Genomic DNA, 15,843 nt, shown 5'->3' with positions numbered 1-15,843 from the left:
TCTAGAAATCGAGCGTCGAGGTCAATTCAAGTGTGCGTCCGAGCCCCACGCCGAGCTGGTTGGAGCCGGCCGCGCTCCAGTACCGCTTGTTCGTGGCGTTCTCGAGGTTGGCCTGGAATGACACACGCTTGCCGTAGACCCGCGTCGAATAGCGCGCGCCTGCCGTAAAGAGCGTGTAGCCGCCAATGCTCGCCTGATCCGCGCTGTTGACCGGTCGCGAGCCGATGTAATACACGCCCGCGTTGACCGACAGCCCGGCGAGGACGGGAACCCGGTATTCGGCAAAAAGACTGGCGGTCACGTGCGGCGTGTTCTCGGGCGTCTTGCCGAGCAGAGTGGGGTCGGACGAATCGACCTGCTTTGCGTCGAGATAAACTGCGGACGCAGTCAGTGAAACGTCCCGCGTCACATCGCCCTGCACTGAAAACTCGACGCCGCGATAGCGTGCGTTACCGTCCAGCACATAGACGTTGTCGCTGTTGACCTCCGCCGATGGCTGGCGCAGATTGAACAGCGCCAGAGATACGAGCGTATTGCCGGGAAGACGCGTACGCACGCCAACCTCTTCCTGGCGGCTGACGACCGCGGGCAGTATCTGATTGGCGTTGTTCGCCGTCGCCGGAGCGCTGCCGGCCGATTCCAGCGCCTCGACGTAACTCGCGTAGACGCTCGTATTCGGCGTCAGGCGAAAGCTCACGCTGCCCGAGGGCGAAGTCCGACTAATGTCCGAGTTCGGCGTACCGGCCTGCGACGTGATGTATTCCGAGCGACGCACGCCCGCCACCACTTGCAGTCGCGAGGTGAGGTCAATCTGATCGAACGCGTAAACCCCGCTATTGCGGATGTGTTGTGCGAAAAACTGCTTCGGTGTCCCGCTCGGCGTGAGCTTCGTGATCGGAACGGGATTGTAGAGGTTCTGGTTCGCCGTGAAGAAGTTCGTCGTGAAGTCCGGCTGGAATAGCCAGTTCTGCGTGACGCCGACTGTCAAGGTGTGACCGATCGATCCTGTTTTGAAATCGCCGTTGACGTCCAGCCGAACGTTTTTGTTCTCGTACATCTGGCCGTTCTGCTGGCTCGCCTGCAGAGTGCCGGCCCCCGTGACGACGTTGTACTTCTGGAAGACCCATGCCCAACGGTCGCGCCGTGTTATCGACTGGCCGAGAGAAAACGTCGCGCTCCAGTGGTCGGAGAAGGCGTAGTCGGCGCGGAGCAATTGCGTATTGGCGCTGGCAAGTGTGGGCTGACTTCCGCTGACGAGGAGCTTCGTCGGATCAGGCAGGGCCGGAAGCGAGATGACACCGTTCTTCGGCGCCAGCGGCACGATACCCGCCTGCTCGACGATGCTCGTTTCGATATGCTCGAAGTCGTACTGCAGCTTGAGCTTGCTGTTCACGCGCCAGTCGAACGCCGCGCTGATGAACTTGCGATAGCCGTGGTCACCGTCGATAGGCGTCTCGACGTGTTCATCCATTGCGTTCACGCGAATGCCGAACTGGTCATCCGGGCCGAAGCGTCGCGCAATATCGGCGTGAGCACCATACGATCCATGCGAATCGCCGAGAAGCGAAATGCTGGTCACGGGTTCGGAGCCGGCCCGTTTGGTCACCATGTTGACAAGGCCGGCGGGAACCGTGAAGCCGTAGTACAGCGCGGATGCGCCCTTCAATACTTCGACGCGCTCCTTGTCCTCCATTGGCATCCAGATGTTGTTGTCGATCGGGAGAACGCCGTTGAAGTAGAAGCTCGAGCGGTTATCGAGCGGAATGCCGCGGATCGAGATGTTGTCATACGCAAGGCCGCTCAGTTGCTGGCGCGTCACACCGGCAACATTACGCAACGCGTCGTAAAGCCCGGTGTCGCCCTGAGCATCCATCACGCCTCGTGTGACGACGTTCACCGTTGCCGGCACGTCGAGTGCATCGAGTCCGCGGTAGGGGCCTGTTTCAATCGTCGTGGGAGCGAAGCCCTCCGCCTTCGTGCCTGTGACACGGACCGGGGCGAGTTGCTGCGGATCGGACGCCGCGGACGCCTCGCTGGCTGCATCGCCCGTTTCAGCGGCCTCGGCCAAGGCCGGCGAACCACCGATTATCCCCGCGGCCAGCAACGCATTGACCAGCAAACTTGTTGTGTCGAGCAATGAGACCTTGCTCGCGTTCCTGCGGCGAAACATATACCCCCCGATCAAGCGGACACCGTCCCTCTGACCAATCAGGCGAGGCGTTGGGTGTCGGCATGTTGCTTTCAAAAGGGCGCATGTTAATACGAATCGTTACTGTTTGCATTTATTCAAATTTTCGTCAATCTGACACATTCGGATTACCTTCTTAAAATTACAGTTTTCTTTCACGACAATCGTGAGCGACGTGCCTGGAGGAGGACCGAATGTCGTCTCTGCGAGACGCGCCGCGCGATTCACTGCGACGCACGCGGCGCGTTCGATACATCCGTCGACGGCTCGTCGCCTTCGACGTGCGCAAACGTCACGAGTTGTCCGGGATACAGTCTTCGAGAAAGTCCGTGATCGCATCACGGCCCGGGGTGAGGCCCTTCAACTGAAGAACGGCACCGGCATTGCCCCGGTGATAAGTGCCGTGCAGGCACACATGCAGAATGATTTCGCCTCGCCGCATGCGCGCCGGCTTTCCGCTAGTGAGGACGAAATCGACGGGCTGCTCGAAGTCGCTCTCCGTCAAACTGTCCACGTACTCCGCATACCAGTCGTCGACCTTTCGCGCACTGCTCGCCAGCACCTGGAGTTCCGGCATGCTCTCCGATCGCGGCGCCTGAAACGTGTGCGACAGTCCCTGCAGATGATGCTGGAAGATTCTGTCGACCACATGGATATGGTCGAGGATGCGGAGCATGATCGAGGAATCCTCACTGCTCAGCCGGTCGAAATTCTGGCTGACAGCATCGTAGAGGCCGCGATCGGCCCACCGTTTGACAGCAATAAGTTTTGAATAGGGCTGATAGATCATAAGACGTCTCCTTTCAGCGTCGAGGGTTACGATTCGCGTTCGATCCAGCGTGGCTTGTGCGTTGCCATTCGATTCGCGAGATGCATAATACGAGTGAAAACCCGTACTTACCTACTCGCATTTGGAGCGCGAGAAATGGCGCGAAAACCGCTCACGAAACCCAGGAAACACGCGTCTCAAGGCAGATCGCGCGTGACTGTCGATGCCTTGATCGAAGCAACCGCTCGCATTCTGGTCAGGGACGGGTTCGACAAAGCCAGCACCAACCGTATCGCCGAAAAAGCGGGCGTAAGTGTTGGTTCGCTCTACCAATATTTCCCCGGCAAAGAGGCGCTCGTGAGCGCCGTCATGGAGCGCCATAGTCAGGAAGTCATGCAGGTCGTCCGTGGCGCGCTGGCAGCGGCGGCGACACTGCCGATGGAGCAAGCGGTGCGTACGCTCGTCGCCGCGTCGATCGAGGCGCATCGCATCGATCCGGAGCTGCATCGTGTGCTCTCGGAACAGACTTCGCGCACAGGGCGGCTTGAAAATACGGCACTGCTGAACGGGGAAACCTATGCGCTGTTCAGGACCTTCCTCGAGGCACACCGCGATGATTTTCGCGCACTCGACCTCGAGCTTGCGGCGTTTGTGTGCGTGACATCCATCGAGGCGCTGACCCACACAGCGGTCGTGCATCATTCTGAAAGTCTCTCGGACGAAGCGTTTGCAGCGCTCGTCGACGAGGCCACGCGGCTCATAGTCCGGTATCTGCAGTAGTCGCCGTGGTTGACGGAAGTCCAGCGAGCACTCGCGGAGAGTTTCCTGCGAGTGAGTGTCTCCTTTCCGGCTAACGCATCGCCTTCCTTCGCTCACGCATCCACCTCGAACAAGATCCCGAGCGACTCTCTATCCGTCCGACGCACGACGCCTCGCAGGTCGCGAGATGTCGCCATGCCCCACATCGTGAGCGGCGCAAGCTGAAGCTGCGCAAACAGTTCCGCGATCACGTATTGCGCTCGGCACGCAAAGTCGAGAACAGCCCCTATGCTGCGCGCTATACCGGACATTATGAAAATGGTTAACCATTTTTTGTTATTATGGTTGACCAAAACCGAGCCTCACACGGTTTTTCACGCCGCCCGTCCCTCGCCACCAGGACCATTGTGAATTCGCCCTCCAGCGCCAGCCCGCCCCGCACTCCCGTTCACCACGCCGCCACGGCGCTGAAGTGGCAGGACGCCGTGTGGCTGGCTGCGATCGTCGCGATCGGCATCAATCTGCGCCCGCTGCTCACTTCGATCAGCCCTTTGATGACGACGATCCGCGACGCAACCGGCCTGAGTTTCTACGGCGCGTCGCTGCTGACCAGCCTGCCGGTCGTCGCGATGGGCATCGGCGCATTCGGCGCGGGCGCGCTGACCCGCACGATCGGCGAAACACGCGGTGTCGCGCTTGGTTTGCTGGCCATCGCGCTGGCCTGCGCGGCACGGTGGACGGCATCGAGCGGTGCGGCACTGCTCGCCACCGCGTTGCTCGCGGGCGTGGGCGTCGCGGCAATCCAGGCGCTGCTGCCCGCCGTGATGAAGCAGCGCTTTCATGCGCGCGTGCCGCTCGCGATGGGCGTGTTTTCCGCGTCCATCATGGGCGGCGGCGGGTTGGGCGCGAGTTTGAGTCCGTGGGTGAGTCGCGCGACGCAGTCGTGGCATGCGGGACTCGCGGTGTGGGCGATTCCGGCTTGCATCGCGCTGGTTTGCTGGTGGACATTGAACCGGCAGCCTTCCGGGAGCGGCGCCACGGCAAGGACGGCTCCCGTCAACGCCGTTACCCTTTCGCTGTGGCGCACGCGGCGCGCGTGGACGCTCGGGCTCTTCTTCGGCATCGTCAACGGCGGCTATACGAGTCTTGTCGCATGGTTGCCGGCGTTTTATCAGCAGCGCGGCGTGAGCGTCGCGGCAAGCGGTTCGCTGCTGGCAGGCATGACGGTGTTTCAGGCCACCGCGGCCCTGTTGCTGCCGCTCGCCGCGGCATCGTTTCGGGATCGTCGGCCGTGGCTCACGCTCGGCCTCGCGGCGCAACTGCTCGGTTTGCTCGGCTTGATCGTCTGGCCCGACGCCGCGCCCTTGCTGTGGGTCGGCGTGGCAGGCGCGGGACTGGGCGGCACTTTTTCGCTGACGCTCGTGACCGCCATGGATCATTCGGCCGATCATCGCGTGGCCGGCAAGCTCGTCGGGTTCACTCAGGGTGTCGGCTTCATCGTGGCGGCTATCGCACCGGTCGTGGCCGGCCTCGTGCGCGGCTGGAGCGGAAGCTTCGGCGTCGCGTGGATCATGTTGGCCGGCTGCGTCGTGGCGATGATCGCGGTAAGTTTTCTGTTCTCACCCCGCAGTTACAGCGAGTGGCGTCGATGAAGTAAGCGGCGCCGCCGTGCGCCGCTTCGGTGCATCGGCCTCGTGTGCCCCGCGCAGGTGCAGACGCGGCGGTCCATGCAGCCGCTAAGTCCGTGATTGCTTTCGTTTCACCTTCGCGCGCATCGCCTGGCATAGCCGTTGCTTTATACAAGGCTAGCCGTCGATAAAACCCCACTCCATGCTGCGCGTTCTCCTCGTAACCGACACCGATAAGCCCATCGGCGACCTCCGCGACGCCCTTGCCCGCCTCGGCTACGAGATGCTGGCGGGCACCGCCACGCCGCAAGCGCTGCATCGCGTGGTGCAGTGCGAGCGGCCGGACGTCATCATCATCGATACCGAATCGCCGTCGCGCGACACGCTCGAACAGCTCGCGGTGATGAACGCCACCGCGCCGCGCCCGGTGCTGATGTTCAGCCACGACGCCAACCAGCAGTTGATCCGCGACGCCGTCGGCGCGGGCGTCACGGCCTATCTCGTCGAAGGTCTCGCGACCGAGCGTCTCGCGCCGATCCTCGAAGTCGCGCTCGCGCGTTTCGCTCAGGAATCGCAGTTGCGCGAACGCCTCGCGCAAGTCGAAAACGAACTCGCCGAGCGCAAGTTGATCGATCGCGCCAAACGCATCCTGATGGATCAGCAGAAAATCACCGAACACGCCGCCTACGCCAACCTGCGCAAGCGCGCGATGAACCAGGGCGTCAAACTCGCCGAGGTCGCGCGCGCCATCATCGCGGCGGCTGACTCGCTCAAATGAAGCGCCGTCCATGAACTCTCCTACTTCACTCGCCACCACGTCCACCTCGGGGCAGCTCGAGAAGACCCATTTGCGGCTCGGCTTCGTGGCGCTCTCGGACGCCGCGCCGCTCGTCGCCGCCAAGCTGCTCGAATTCGGCCATGCGCATGGCCTGACGCTGGAGTTGTCGCGTCAGCCGTCATGGGCCGCCGTGCGCGACAAACTGCTGTCGGGCGATCTGGATGCGGCCCACGCGCTCTACGGACTCGTCTACGGCGTGCAACTGGGTCTCGGCGGACCGCAAACGGATATGGCCGTGTTGATGGTGCTCAACCGCAACGGCCAGGCGATCACACTGTCGAACCGCCTCGCCGCTTCGCTCGCCGAACACGGCACGCTGCCCAAGGCGCTGGCGACGCTCGGCCGCAAGCCGGTCTTCGCGCAGACCTTCCCGACCGGCACGCATGCAATGTGGCTGTACTACTGGCTCGCGTCGCAAGGCGTGGATCCGCTGCGCGAGATCGAGAGCGTGGCGATTCCGCCGCCGCAAATGGTCGCGGCGCTCGCCGAAGACAAACTCGACGGCCTGTGTGTCGGCGAGCCCTGGAACGCGCAGGCCGAAGCGCAAGGCGTCGGCAGAACGATCGCTTATACGAGCGACGTGTGGCCCGATCATCCCGACAAAGTGCTGGCGTGCCGGCGCGATTTTGTCAGCGCGAATCCGAATACCGCGCGCGCGCTCGTGCAGACCATGCTCGAAGCGTGCCGCTGGCTCGACGGCGCGGGACATCGCGAGGAAATCGCGCATTGGCTCGCGCGGCCCGAGTATGTCGGCATCGACGAAACGTTGATCGCGGCGCGCCTGGGCGACGAAATTGCCGCTTCCGCACCTGGCGGTCTACCCATGCGCTTCTTCGACAACGGCACGGTCAACTACCCGCAAGCGTTTGAAGGCGCGTGGTTTCTCACGCAGTTCGAACGCTGGGGCATGATCGACGCGCGTGCGGATTATGCGGACATGGCCGCGCGGATCAACCAGACGCAGTTGTATCGCGAGGCGGCCACCGCTGTGAACGTGGCGGTGCCGGAAGAAGGCGCTTCACAGGTTTTGATCGACGGCGAAACGTGGAACAACGGCACGTCACCCACCGCTTACGCACAGCGCTTTCCGATTCGCCGCTGAGTTGCTGAGTTGCTGAGTTGCTCGCCAACGTCACACCGTTTTCAACGGCGGAAACAACACGCTGACGACCAACCCGCCACCGAGCGCATCGGTGAGCGCGACCTGCGCGCCGTGCACGCGCGCGATTTCCCGCACGATCGATAAACCCAGGCCGCTACCCTCGACCGCCTGCGTCGCCTCGCTGCGATAGAAGCGTTCGAACACCGCGTCGCGTTCGCCGGCCGCAACGCCCGGCCCGTTGTCGATCACCTGCAGCAACGCTTGTTCTCCTTCGCGCGCGACCCGCACGGTAATCACCGCGCCGTCGCCGGCATAACGGATGGCGTTGTCGATCAGATTGCCAACCAGCTCCCCAAGCAGATCGATCTGGCCCATCACGTCGACACGCACGTCCTGTTCAAAACCGAGATCGATGCCGCGCGAGCGCGCCACCGGCGACCAGTCGAGCGTCACGCTGCGCGCCACCTTATGCAGGGGCGCCGCGGCATGCTTGACCGTATAGCCACTGTCCGCATCAAGCCGCGACAGCGACAGCAACTGCTGCACGATGCGCACCGCTTGCTGCACAGCGCGATTCAGCCGCCGCAAATGCACCCCTTGCCGGCGATTGCCACCCGCACTTTCCTCCACGACGTCGATATCGCGCAGCGCCAGTTCGGACTCCGCCTGAATCACCGCGAGCGGCGTTTTCAACTGATGCGCGGCGTCGTTAAAAAACCGCCGGCGCGACGACTGCATCAACTGCGTGCGGCCGATGTATTGATTGATCGAATCGACCAGTGGCGCCACTTCGCTCGGCAGACCGACGGTGTCGAGCGGCGTCGGATCGTCCTCGGCACGTGCCGCTACTTTGGCCGACAGGCGGTTCAACGGCCGCAACCCGCGTGCCACGCCCAACCAGACGATGCCGAGCGCGAGCACCACCAACAACCCTTCCTGTTGCAGCGACCCGGTCAGAATCTCGCGCGCCAACGCCTGACGCTGCTCGATCGTTTCGCCGACTCGCACCAGCACCACGCGCGTCTGCGCGCTCGGCACGTCGTGCACGGGCAGCCTGAGCATGGCGATGCGCAGTGGACGGCCGCGAAACACGTCGTCGTAAAACCGCACGCTGTAGGGCTCGCCCGGCACCTTTCCGGGGTCCGGCAAGTCGGGGTAGCCCGTCACGACGCGGCCACTTTCCTCGCGAATCTGATAGTAGATGTTGCCGCCGCCGTTCGATTCGAACATCTCCAGCGCGAGGTACGGCAGATCGACTTCGATCTCGCCGTCGCGCAAACGGATGCCGTCGCGGATCGAGCGCAGTGAAAATTCGAGCGTGCGGTCGAAGGCCGCGTGCGCCGCGTTCATGGCGCGCTGATACGTGAGCCATGCGTCCAATGCAAGCAGCAGAAGCAACGGCAGCAACAACCACAGCGCGATGCGTACGCGCAAATTCGGCCGCGTCATGCGCTTTTTGCTTCCAGCAGATAGCCGAGCCCGCGCAACGTCACGATGCCCACCGAACTGTGTTCGAGTTTCTTGCGCAAGCGGTGCACATAGATTTCGATGGCATCCGCGTTCACCGATTCGTCGAGCCCGAAGATCTTCTCTGACAGCGTGTCCTTGTTGATCGCACGGCCGTTACGCAGGATCAGCACTTCGAGCACCGAACGCTCGCGCGGCGTCAGTGCGAGCGCTTCGCCGTCGAGCGTGAAGCCGCGATCCACGCTGTCGTAAAGCAGCGTGCCGCATTGCGCATGCAACGGCTCCTGGCCATGACTGCGGCGCAAGAGCGCACGCGCGCGCGCTTCGAGTTCGGTGAGCGCGAACGGCTTGGCGAGGTAGTCGTCGGCGCCAAGATCGAGACCGCGCACGCGCTCTTCCACCGAACCGTGCGCGGTCAACATCAGCACCGGCACCGCGTTGCGGCGCGCGCGCAAACGGCGCAGCACTTCGAGGCCGTCGAGCTTCGGCAAGCCGATATCGAGAATCACCAGCGCGTAGTCCTGCGTGCGCAAGACGTGGTCGGCGGACTCGCCGTCGTGCATGCAATCGACGGTGAGTTTCGCGCTGGTCAGCGCGTCGGTCAGCGAGCGGGAAAGAATCGGATTGTCTTCGACGAGCAGCACACGCATAGAACGGAATCCCAGGGAAATCCATGAGGTGAATTCGACCATTGTGACGCATTTCCCTCGAAAACTGAAAGCGTTCAGAAAGCATCAATCTCTTACCATTCGCCTACACAAAACCAACACGAAGTTTTCTGGAGGAAGACGTGCAAAACACTTTGAAGGTTCTCGCAGCCGCTATCGCATTCGCCGCAAATTCAGCGTGGGCGGCCATTCCGGCCGGTTATCCCAGTGATTACCAGGCCACCGTCGACGGCGCGAAAAAGGAAGGCAAGCTGATCGTCTACTCGGTCACGGACACTGCACTGGTGCGCCCGCTCATCAAGGATTTTGAAAGCCTGTACGGCATCAAGGTCGAGTACAACGACATGAACAGCACCGAGCTGTACAACCGCTACATCAGCGAAAACGCGGCCAGCAGCACCAGCGCCGACGTGCTGTGGAGTTCGGCCATGGACCTGCAGGTCAAGCTCGTCAATGACGGCCTGATGGCCACTTACGAATCGCCCGAAGCGAAGCAGTTGCCGCAATGGGCGCAGTACCAGAAGCAGGCTTACGGCACCACCTACGAGCCGCTCGCGATCGTCTACAACAAGCGCCTCGTGCCGGCCGGCGACGTGCCACAAACCCGCGCCGATCTGATCAAACTGCTGCAAACCAAGCCCGATCAGTTCAAAGGCCGGGTCACCACTTACGACATCGAGAAGTCCGGCGTCGGCTTCAACTATCTAACCCAGGACGCGCGCGTCAATCCGCAGGTCACGTGGGATCTGGTCAAGGCCATGGGAGCCACCGGCCCGAAACTGCAGTCGAGCACGGGCGCAATGATGGAACGCATTTCCTCGGGTGAGAACCTGATCGGCTACAACATTCTCGGCTCGTACGCGCTGACCAAGGCGAAGAAAGATCCGTCGATCGGTTATGTCTATCCGAAGGACTACACGCTGGTGGTCAGCCGGCTCGTGACGATTTCGAAGAAGGCGCAAAGCCCGAACGCCGCGAAGCTGTGGGTCGACTACCTGCTCTCGCAACGTGGCCAGACGCTGCTGGCGAATCAGGCGAGCCTGTTCTCGATTCGCGCCGACGTGGAAGGTGAAACGTCGATGGCCGGCCTGACGAAGCAACTCGGCGATTCGCTCAAACCGATCCCGATCGGCGCGGGCCTGCTGGTCTACCTCGACCAGTCGAAGCGCCTCGAATTCCTCAAGCAATGGCAACAGTCGATCAAGCGCTAGCCCTTCGCGTTTGATACGCAAGCGGCCGCACTGACGCGCGCGGCCGCCGGCCCTTCTTTCCATACCTGTCGATATGCGGCCTGCGTGCCGCAGGGGGACACTCATGCTTTCCACTAGCGCAACCGGACGCCGCGCCGCGCCGCCGCACGCGACAGACGACGGCTCCATCGGCGCGCTGCCACGCGGCGGACTGCAGCCGTTCATGGGGTTGCTGCGCTGGCTCGTCATCGCGGTGCTGACCGTGGCGGTGGCGCTGCCGCTCGGCTTCATCCTGTTGCAGAGCGTGCTGAGCGCGCCGTTCTTCGACGCGAAGCGCACGTTCGGCCTCACCGGCTTCGAATTCATTTTCAGCGACCCGGACTTCTGGTCCGCGCTGAAAAATTCCTTTGTCATCGCAGCCGGGATGCTGTTCATCTCGATTCCACTCGGCGGCATTCTCGCGTTCCTGATGGTGCGCACCGACCTGCCCGGCCGCCGCTGGCTCGAACCGCTGCTGCTCACGCCCGTGTTCGTCTCGCCGATGGTGCTCGCCTTCGGCTACGTGGTCGCGGCCGGCCCGGTGGGTTTCTACTCAGTCTGGTGGATGGAACTGTTCGGTACCGCCGAAGCACCGTGGACCGTCTACTCGGTGTTCGCCATCACGGTGATCGTCGGCCTCACGCATGTGCCGCACGTGTACCTGTATTCGTCGGCGGCGCTGCGCAATCTCGGCTCGGACGTCGAAGAAGCGGCGCGTGTCGCCGGCGCGCGGCCGTTTCGCGTCGCGCTCGACGTCAGCCTGCCGATGACGCTGCCCGCGCTGCTGTTCGCCGGCGTGCTGGTGTTCTTCCTCGGCTTCGAAGTCTTCGGCCTGCCGCTCGTGCTCGGCGATCCCGAAGGACACCTCGTGCTGGCCACGTATCTCTACAAGCTCACCAACAAGCTCGGCGTGCCCTCGTATCACCTGATGGCCGCAGTCGCGATGTGCATCGTCGCGATCACGTTCCCGCTCGTGCTGCTGCAACGCCGACTGCTGAAGAGCGCGAACCGCTTCGTCACGGTCAAGGGCAAGGCGGGACGTCAGACCGTCCTGCCGCTCGGCGCGTGGCGCTGGGTCGCGCTTGCGATCGTCGCGCTGTGGCTGCTGCTGACGGTGTTCGTGCCGCTCTCCGGCATCACGTTGCGCGCATTCGTCACCAACTGGGGGCAAGGCGTGCATCTCGCCGAAGTCCTCACGCTTGCCAACTTCACCGAACTGTTCGAGCAGGACAACCTGGTGCGCGCGATTCTGAACACGCTCGGCATCGGCGTGATCGGCGGGGCGCTGGCGGTGGGCTTCTATTCGCTGGTGGCGTTCGCCGGCCATCGCCGCAACGACTGGGCCACGCGTCTGCTCGATTACCTCGTGCTGCTGCCGCGCGCGGTGCCGGGCCTGCTCGCCGGTCTCGCGTTCCTGTGGATCTTCCTCTTCGTACCCGGCCTGAAGGAACTGAAGAACTCCATGTGGAGCATCTGGATCGCGTACACGGTCGTGTGGCTCGCGTACGGCATGCGTCTGATTCAGAGCGCGCTGCTGCAAGTCGGCCCGGAACTCGAAGAAGCGGGACGCAGCGTCGGCGGCACGCGCGCACGCGTCAGCCTCGATGTGACGCTGCCGCTCGTGCGCTTCGGGTTGCTCGCGGCTTGGTTGCTGATCTTCATGATCTTCGAGCGCGAGTATTCCACCGCCGTCTATCTGCTTTCGCCCGGCACGGAAGTGATCGGCGCGCTGCTGGTGTCGCTGTGGGCGACCGGCGCGGTCGATCAGGTCGCCGCGCTTTCTGTCATCAACATCGCGATGGTCGGCGCCGGACTCGGCGTCGCGCTGCGCTTCGGAGTGAAATTGCATGGATAAGCTCTCGGTCGACAACCTCTTTCTCAGCTATGGCGACAACCCGATTCTCAAAGGCGTGTCGTTCGAACTGAATCCCGGTGAAGTGGTCTGCCTGCTAGGCGCGTCGGGCAGCGGCAAGACCACGCTGCTGCGCGCGGTGGCCGGTCTTGAACAGCCGTCGTCGGGCCGTATCGAACTGGACGGCAAGGCGTTTTTCGACGGCGCGAAACACGTCGATCTGCCGGTCGAGCAGCGCTCGCTCGGGCTCGTGTTCCAGTCGTATGCGCTGTGGCCACATCGCACGGTGGCCGATAACGTCGGCTATGGATTGAAGCTGCGGCGCGTCACCGCCGCCGAACAGAAAAAGCGTGTGCAGGCCGCGCTCGACCAGCTCGGCCTCGGCCACCTTGCCGCGCGTTATCCGTATCAGCTTTCCGGCGGCCAGCAACAGCGTGTGGCGATTGCACGCGCGCTCGTCTACAACCCGCCGGTGATTCTGCTCGACGAACCGCTCTCCAATCTCGACGCCAAGCTGCGCGAAGAAGCCCGCGCCTGGCTGCGCGAGCTCATCGTGTCATTGGGCCTCTCGGCGTTGTGCGTGACGCACGACCAGACCGAAGCGATGGCGATGTCCGACCGCATCCTGTTGCTGCGCAACGGCCGCATCGAACAGGAAGGCACGCCCGCCGAACTGTATGGCGCCCCCCGCTCGCTCTACACCGCCGAATTCATGGGCAGCAACAACCGCATCGAGGCGCGCGTGGCTGCGGTCGACGGCGAACGCGTGACGCTCGCCGGCGACGGCTGGCAGCTGCAGGCGCATGCACGCGAAGCGCTCACCGCCGGACAGCATGCGCAAGCCGTGATCCGCCTCGAACGCGTGCAGGTCGCCGACGGTCCCGGCACCAACCGGCTCGAAGCCGAGCTCGTCACGTCGATGTATCTCGGCGACCGCTGGGAATACCTGTTCCATTGCGGCGACCTGCGGCTGCGCGCCTTCGGCCACGTGCCGCGCGCGGCCGGCCGTCACTGGATCGAATTCCCTGCCAACGACTGCTGGGCCTTCGCTCAGGCGAGTTGAAGCACGGCACCGAATCCCCAACCGAAGCAAAAAAGACCAACCATAGGAGACTATTGATGAAGTGGAGCATGAAGAAGGCAACCGTAGGCGTGACTTGCGCCGGGCTCGCCGGGTTTGCAGCGGGCGCGCACGCGCAGTCGAGCGTGACCTTGTACGGCATCGTCGATGCGGGCATCGAATACGTGAACCATGCAAGCAAGGACGGCGGCGCCACGCGCCTCGTCTCGGGCGGCAAGAACACATCGCGCTGGGGATTGCGCGGTGTCGAGGATCTCGGCGGCGGACTGAAGGCGGTGTTCCAGTTGGAAAGCGGCATCAACATCGCCAACGGCCAGTTCGACGACGGCCCCGGCGCGATCTTCGACCGCCGCGCAACCATCGGCCTGAAAAACCGCTTCGGGCAAATCACGCTCGGCCGCAATTTCACGACCACCTACGACTACATGCTGCCGTTCGATCCGATGGGTTATGCGCCGAACTACTCGTGGGCGACGTCATCCACGGCTACAGGCGGACGGAAAGACGGGCTGTTCTCGCGCTCGGCCAATGCGGTGCGTTACGACGGCACCTATGCCGGCTTCAAGTTCGGCGCGATGTACGGCTTCGGCAATGTGCCCGGCAGCATGAAGTCGAGTTCGAAGTACGACTTCGGTCTCGGCTACGAGAACGGTCCGTTCGCGGCGGTCGCGACCTTCGACCGGCAGAACGGCGCGAACGACAGCGTCACGCCCGCCGATACCACCAACTACATTCAGGGCATTCACGCGGGCTTGAGTTACGACTTCGGCGCGGTGAAGGCGATGGCGGGCTATCGGAACTACCGGCGCACGTTCCACACCAGCACGCCGACGCTGCGCAGCGACATGTACTGGATCGGCGGTCAATACGACGTGACGCCGTTCATCTCGCTGCTCGCCGCGGTCTACCATCAGGACATCAAGGACGCGAGCGACGCCGATCCGACGCTGTTCTCGCTGCGCGCGCAGTACGCGCTGTCGAAGCGCACGGTACTGTATATGGCGGGCGGTTATGCGATGGCCAAACACGGCAACGCAGTGAGTCTGTCGCGCGATCTGACCGGCGCGGCGGATACGCAGGCGGGCGTCACTGCGGGTATTCAGCATCGGTTCTGAAGCGTCGGCGAGCCCCATGCGGCTACGGCTCAAAAAACACGAGGCGCGCGAGCAATGCATCGCCCACGCGCCTCGCGTTTCGCGCTTCACCGAAAACACCTCGCCGCGCAATGTAGCGCGGCGAGCGTTACCGGTTAGAAGTTGAAGTTGTCGATATTGCTCGAATCGAACGTAGTCGGCGGTCCGAGGATGATTTCGCCTTGCGGTCCGATGGTGCGTTTGCCGAGCTTGCCGGCGTCGAACGACTCGCCTTCCTTGCCACTGATCGTGCCCGACGACAGCGCAGCCGCGGCATACGCGGCCAGGTAGCCGAGTTGACCCGGATCCCACAACTGGAACGCCTTCACGGTGCCGTTCTTCACGAACGCGCGCATCTGGTTCGGCGTGCCCAGACCAGTGACCGCCACCTTGCCCTTGCTCGACGAGGTCGAGATATAGCGCGCGGCGGCGGCAATGCCGACCGTGGTCGGCGCGACAATCGCCTTCAGGTTCGGATATGCCTGCAACAAGCCCTGCGTTTCGGTGAACGATTTCTGATCATCGTCGTTACCGTAGGCGATCTTCACGAGCTTGATCTTCGAATACTCAGGCTTTTTCAGCTCCTCCTGCATCCACTTGATCCAGGTGTTCTGATTGGTCGCGTTGGGCGTGGCCGACAGCACCGCGAACTCACCCTCACCGCCCATCAGCTTCGCGACCAGTTGAACCTGGCCGCGCCCGATGCCTTCCGCGTTCGCCTGGTTGACGAACAGTTGCCGGCCCTCGGGCGCCGTGTCCGAGTCGAAGGTCACGACCTTGATGCCTTGCGACATCGCTTTCTTCAGATACGGCACGACCGCATTGGCGTCGTTGGCGGCGATCACGATCGCGTCCTGTCGCTGCGTGATCAGCGTGTTGATGTACTGCACCTGCGACGACGCGCCCGCGTCCGACGGTCCCACCGCTTTGCCCACGCCGCCGAATTCCTTGATCGCGGCCATGCCGCCTTCGTCGGCGATCACTTCGTAGGGGTTGTTGATCTGCTTCGGCACGAATGCGATTTTCAGCCCGTTTTTCAGGCCCGCGGCGGACGCGGCGCAACTGATCGCGATCAACGCGACGCAGAGCGCCGCGGTGCCGGTGTGACGTAGAGGTTTGAACATAGAGT

General features: G+C 63.1%; 13 protein-coding genes. 8 read left to right on the top strand and 5 right to left on the bottom strand.

Features of this window, described 5'->3' with window-relative positions; translation table 11 throughout:
• Position 1: 1 nt before the first annotated feature.
• Together PQR42_RS01370 and PQR42_RS01365 are read right to left on the bottom strand one after the other, a co-directional pair.
• Complete coding sequence (locus PQR42_RS01370) at positions 2 to 2,137, bottom strand: TonB-dependent siderophore receptor (protein WP_408384799.1); 2,136 nt, start codon at positions 2,135 to 2,137, stop codon at positions 2 to 4.
• Positions 2,138 to 2,480: 343 nt separating this feature from the next.
• Positions 2,481 to 2,978, bottom strand: coding sequence for a DinB family protein (locus tag PQR42_RS01365; RefSeq protein WP_408384802.1), 498 nt, complete (start codon positions 2,976 to 2,978; stop codon positions 2,481 to 2,483).
• A gap of 207 nt (positions 2,979 to 3,185) precedes the next feature.
• Between PQR42_RS01365 and PQR42_RS01360 the strand changes: the two genes are divergently transcribed.
• The 4 genes from PQR42_RS01360 (at position 3,186) to PQR42_RS01345 (ending at position 7,284) form a co-directional block, all read left to right on the top strand.
• Positions 3,186 to 3,737 (top strand): TetR/AcrR family transcriptional regulator, encoded by a 552-nt coding sequence (locus tag PQR42_RS01360; RefSeq protein ID WP_408493543.1) that lies wholly within the window; start codon positions 3,186 to 3,188, stop codon positions 3,735 to 3,737.
• Positions 3,738 to 4,123: 386 nt separating this feature from the next.
• On the top strand, positions 4,124 to 5,368 hold the full coding sequence (locus tag PQR42_RS01355) for a cyanate transporter (protein ID WP_408384806.1): 1,245 nt from the start codon (positions 4,124 to 4,126) through the stop codon (positions 5,366 to 5,368).
• Positions 5,369 to 5,546: 178 nt separating this feature from the next.
• The gene (locus tag PQR42_RS01350) at positions 5,547 to 6,122 is read left to right on the top strand and encodes an ANTAR domain-containing response regulator (RefSeq protein ID WP_132377466.1); all 576 of its coding nucleotides are present in this window, start codon (positions 5,547 to 5,549) and stop codon (positions 6,120 to 6,122) included.
• Between the two features lie 10 nt (positions 6,123 to 6,132).
• Positions 6,133 to 7,284: a CmpA/NrtA family ABC transporter substrate-binding protein gene (locus tag PQR42_RS01345; RefSeq protein ID WP_408384808.1), complete on the top strand. Its 1,152-nt coding sequence runs from the start codon at positions 6,133 to 6,135 to the stop codon at positions 7,282 to 7,284.
• 30 nt (positions 7,285 to 7,314) lie between these two features.
• Here the strand turns inward: PQR42_RS01345 and PQR42_RS01340 are convergent, their stop codons facing one another.
• Positions 7,315 to 8,733: a sensor histidine kinase gene (locus PQR42_RS01340; RefSeq protein WP_408384810.1), complete on the bottom strand. Its 1,419-nt coding sequence runs from the start codon at positions 8,731 to 8,733 to the stop codon at positions 7,315 to 7,317.
• Positions 8,730 to 9,401 carry a response regulator gene (locus PQR42_RS01335; RefSeq protein ID WP_408384811.1) on the bottom strand — a complete coding sequence of 224 codons (672 nt, stop codon included), beginning with the start codon at positions 9,399 to 9,401 and terminating at the stop codon, positions 8,730 to 8,732. Before PQR42_RS01335 ends, PQR42_RS01340 begins: the two co-directional genes overlap by 4 nt.
• 140 nt (positions 9,402 to 9,541) lie before the next feature.
• On the opposite strand from PQR42_RS01335, the gene PQR42_RS01330 reads away from it, so the two are divergent.
• The 4 genes from PQR42_RS01330 (at position 9,542) to PQR42_RS01315 (ending at position 14,696) form a co-directional block, all read left to right on the top strand.
• A complete protein-coding gene (locus tag PQR42_RS01330; RefSeq protein WP_408384813.1) occupies positions 9,542 to 10,630 on the top strand; it encodes an ABC transporter substrate-binding protein in 1,089 nt (362 codons plus the stop codon).
• Between the two features lie 103 nt (positions 10,631 to 10,733).
• Positions 10,734 to 12,503: an ABC transporter permease gene (locus PQR42_RS01325; RefSeq protein ID WP_408209452.1), complete on the top strand. Its 1,770-nt coding sequence runs from the start codon at positions 10,734 to 10,736 to the stop codon at positions 12,501 to 12,503.
• Positions 12,496 to 13,563 (top strand): ABC transporter ATP-binding protein, encoded by a 1,068-nt coding sequence (locus tag PQR42_RS01320; RefSeq protein WP_408384815.1) that lies wholly within the window; start codon positions 12,496 to 12,498, stop codon positions 13,561 to 13,563. Before PQR42_RS01325 ends, PQR42_RS01320 begins: the two co-directional genes overlap by 8 nt.
• 56 nt (positions 13,564 to 13,619) lie before the next feature.
• Entirely contained in the window at positions 13,620 to 14,696 is a 1,077-nt protein-coding gene (locus PQR42_RS01315) for a porin (RefSeq protein ID WP_408209458.1), read from the top strand.
• Between the two features lie 134 nt (positions 14,697 to 14,830).
• Here the strand turns inward: PQR42_RS01315 and rhaS are convergent, their stop codons facing one another.
• Complete coding sequence (gene rhaS / locus PQR42_RS01310; protein ID WP_408384817.1) at positions 14,831 to 15,838, bottom strand: rhamnose ABC transporter substrate-binding protein; 1,008 nt, start codon at positions 15,836 to 15,838, stop codon at positions 14,831 to 14,833.
• Between the last annotated feature and the right edge of the window lie 5 nt (positions 15,839 to 15,843).

Source organism: Paraburkholderia sediminicola, assembly GCF_046027355.1.
Classification (GTDB): Bacteria; Pseudomonadota; Gammaproteobacteria; order Burkholderiales; family Burkholderiaceae; genus Paraburkholderia; species Paraburkholderia sediminicola_B.
Note: the sequence above shows the minus strand (reverse complement) of the source record. Positions and strands in the feature narration are given on the sequence as shown.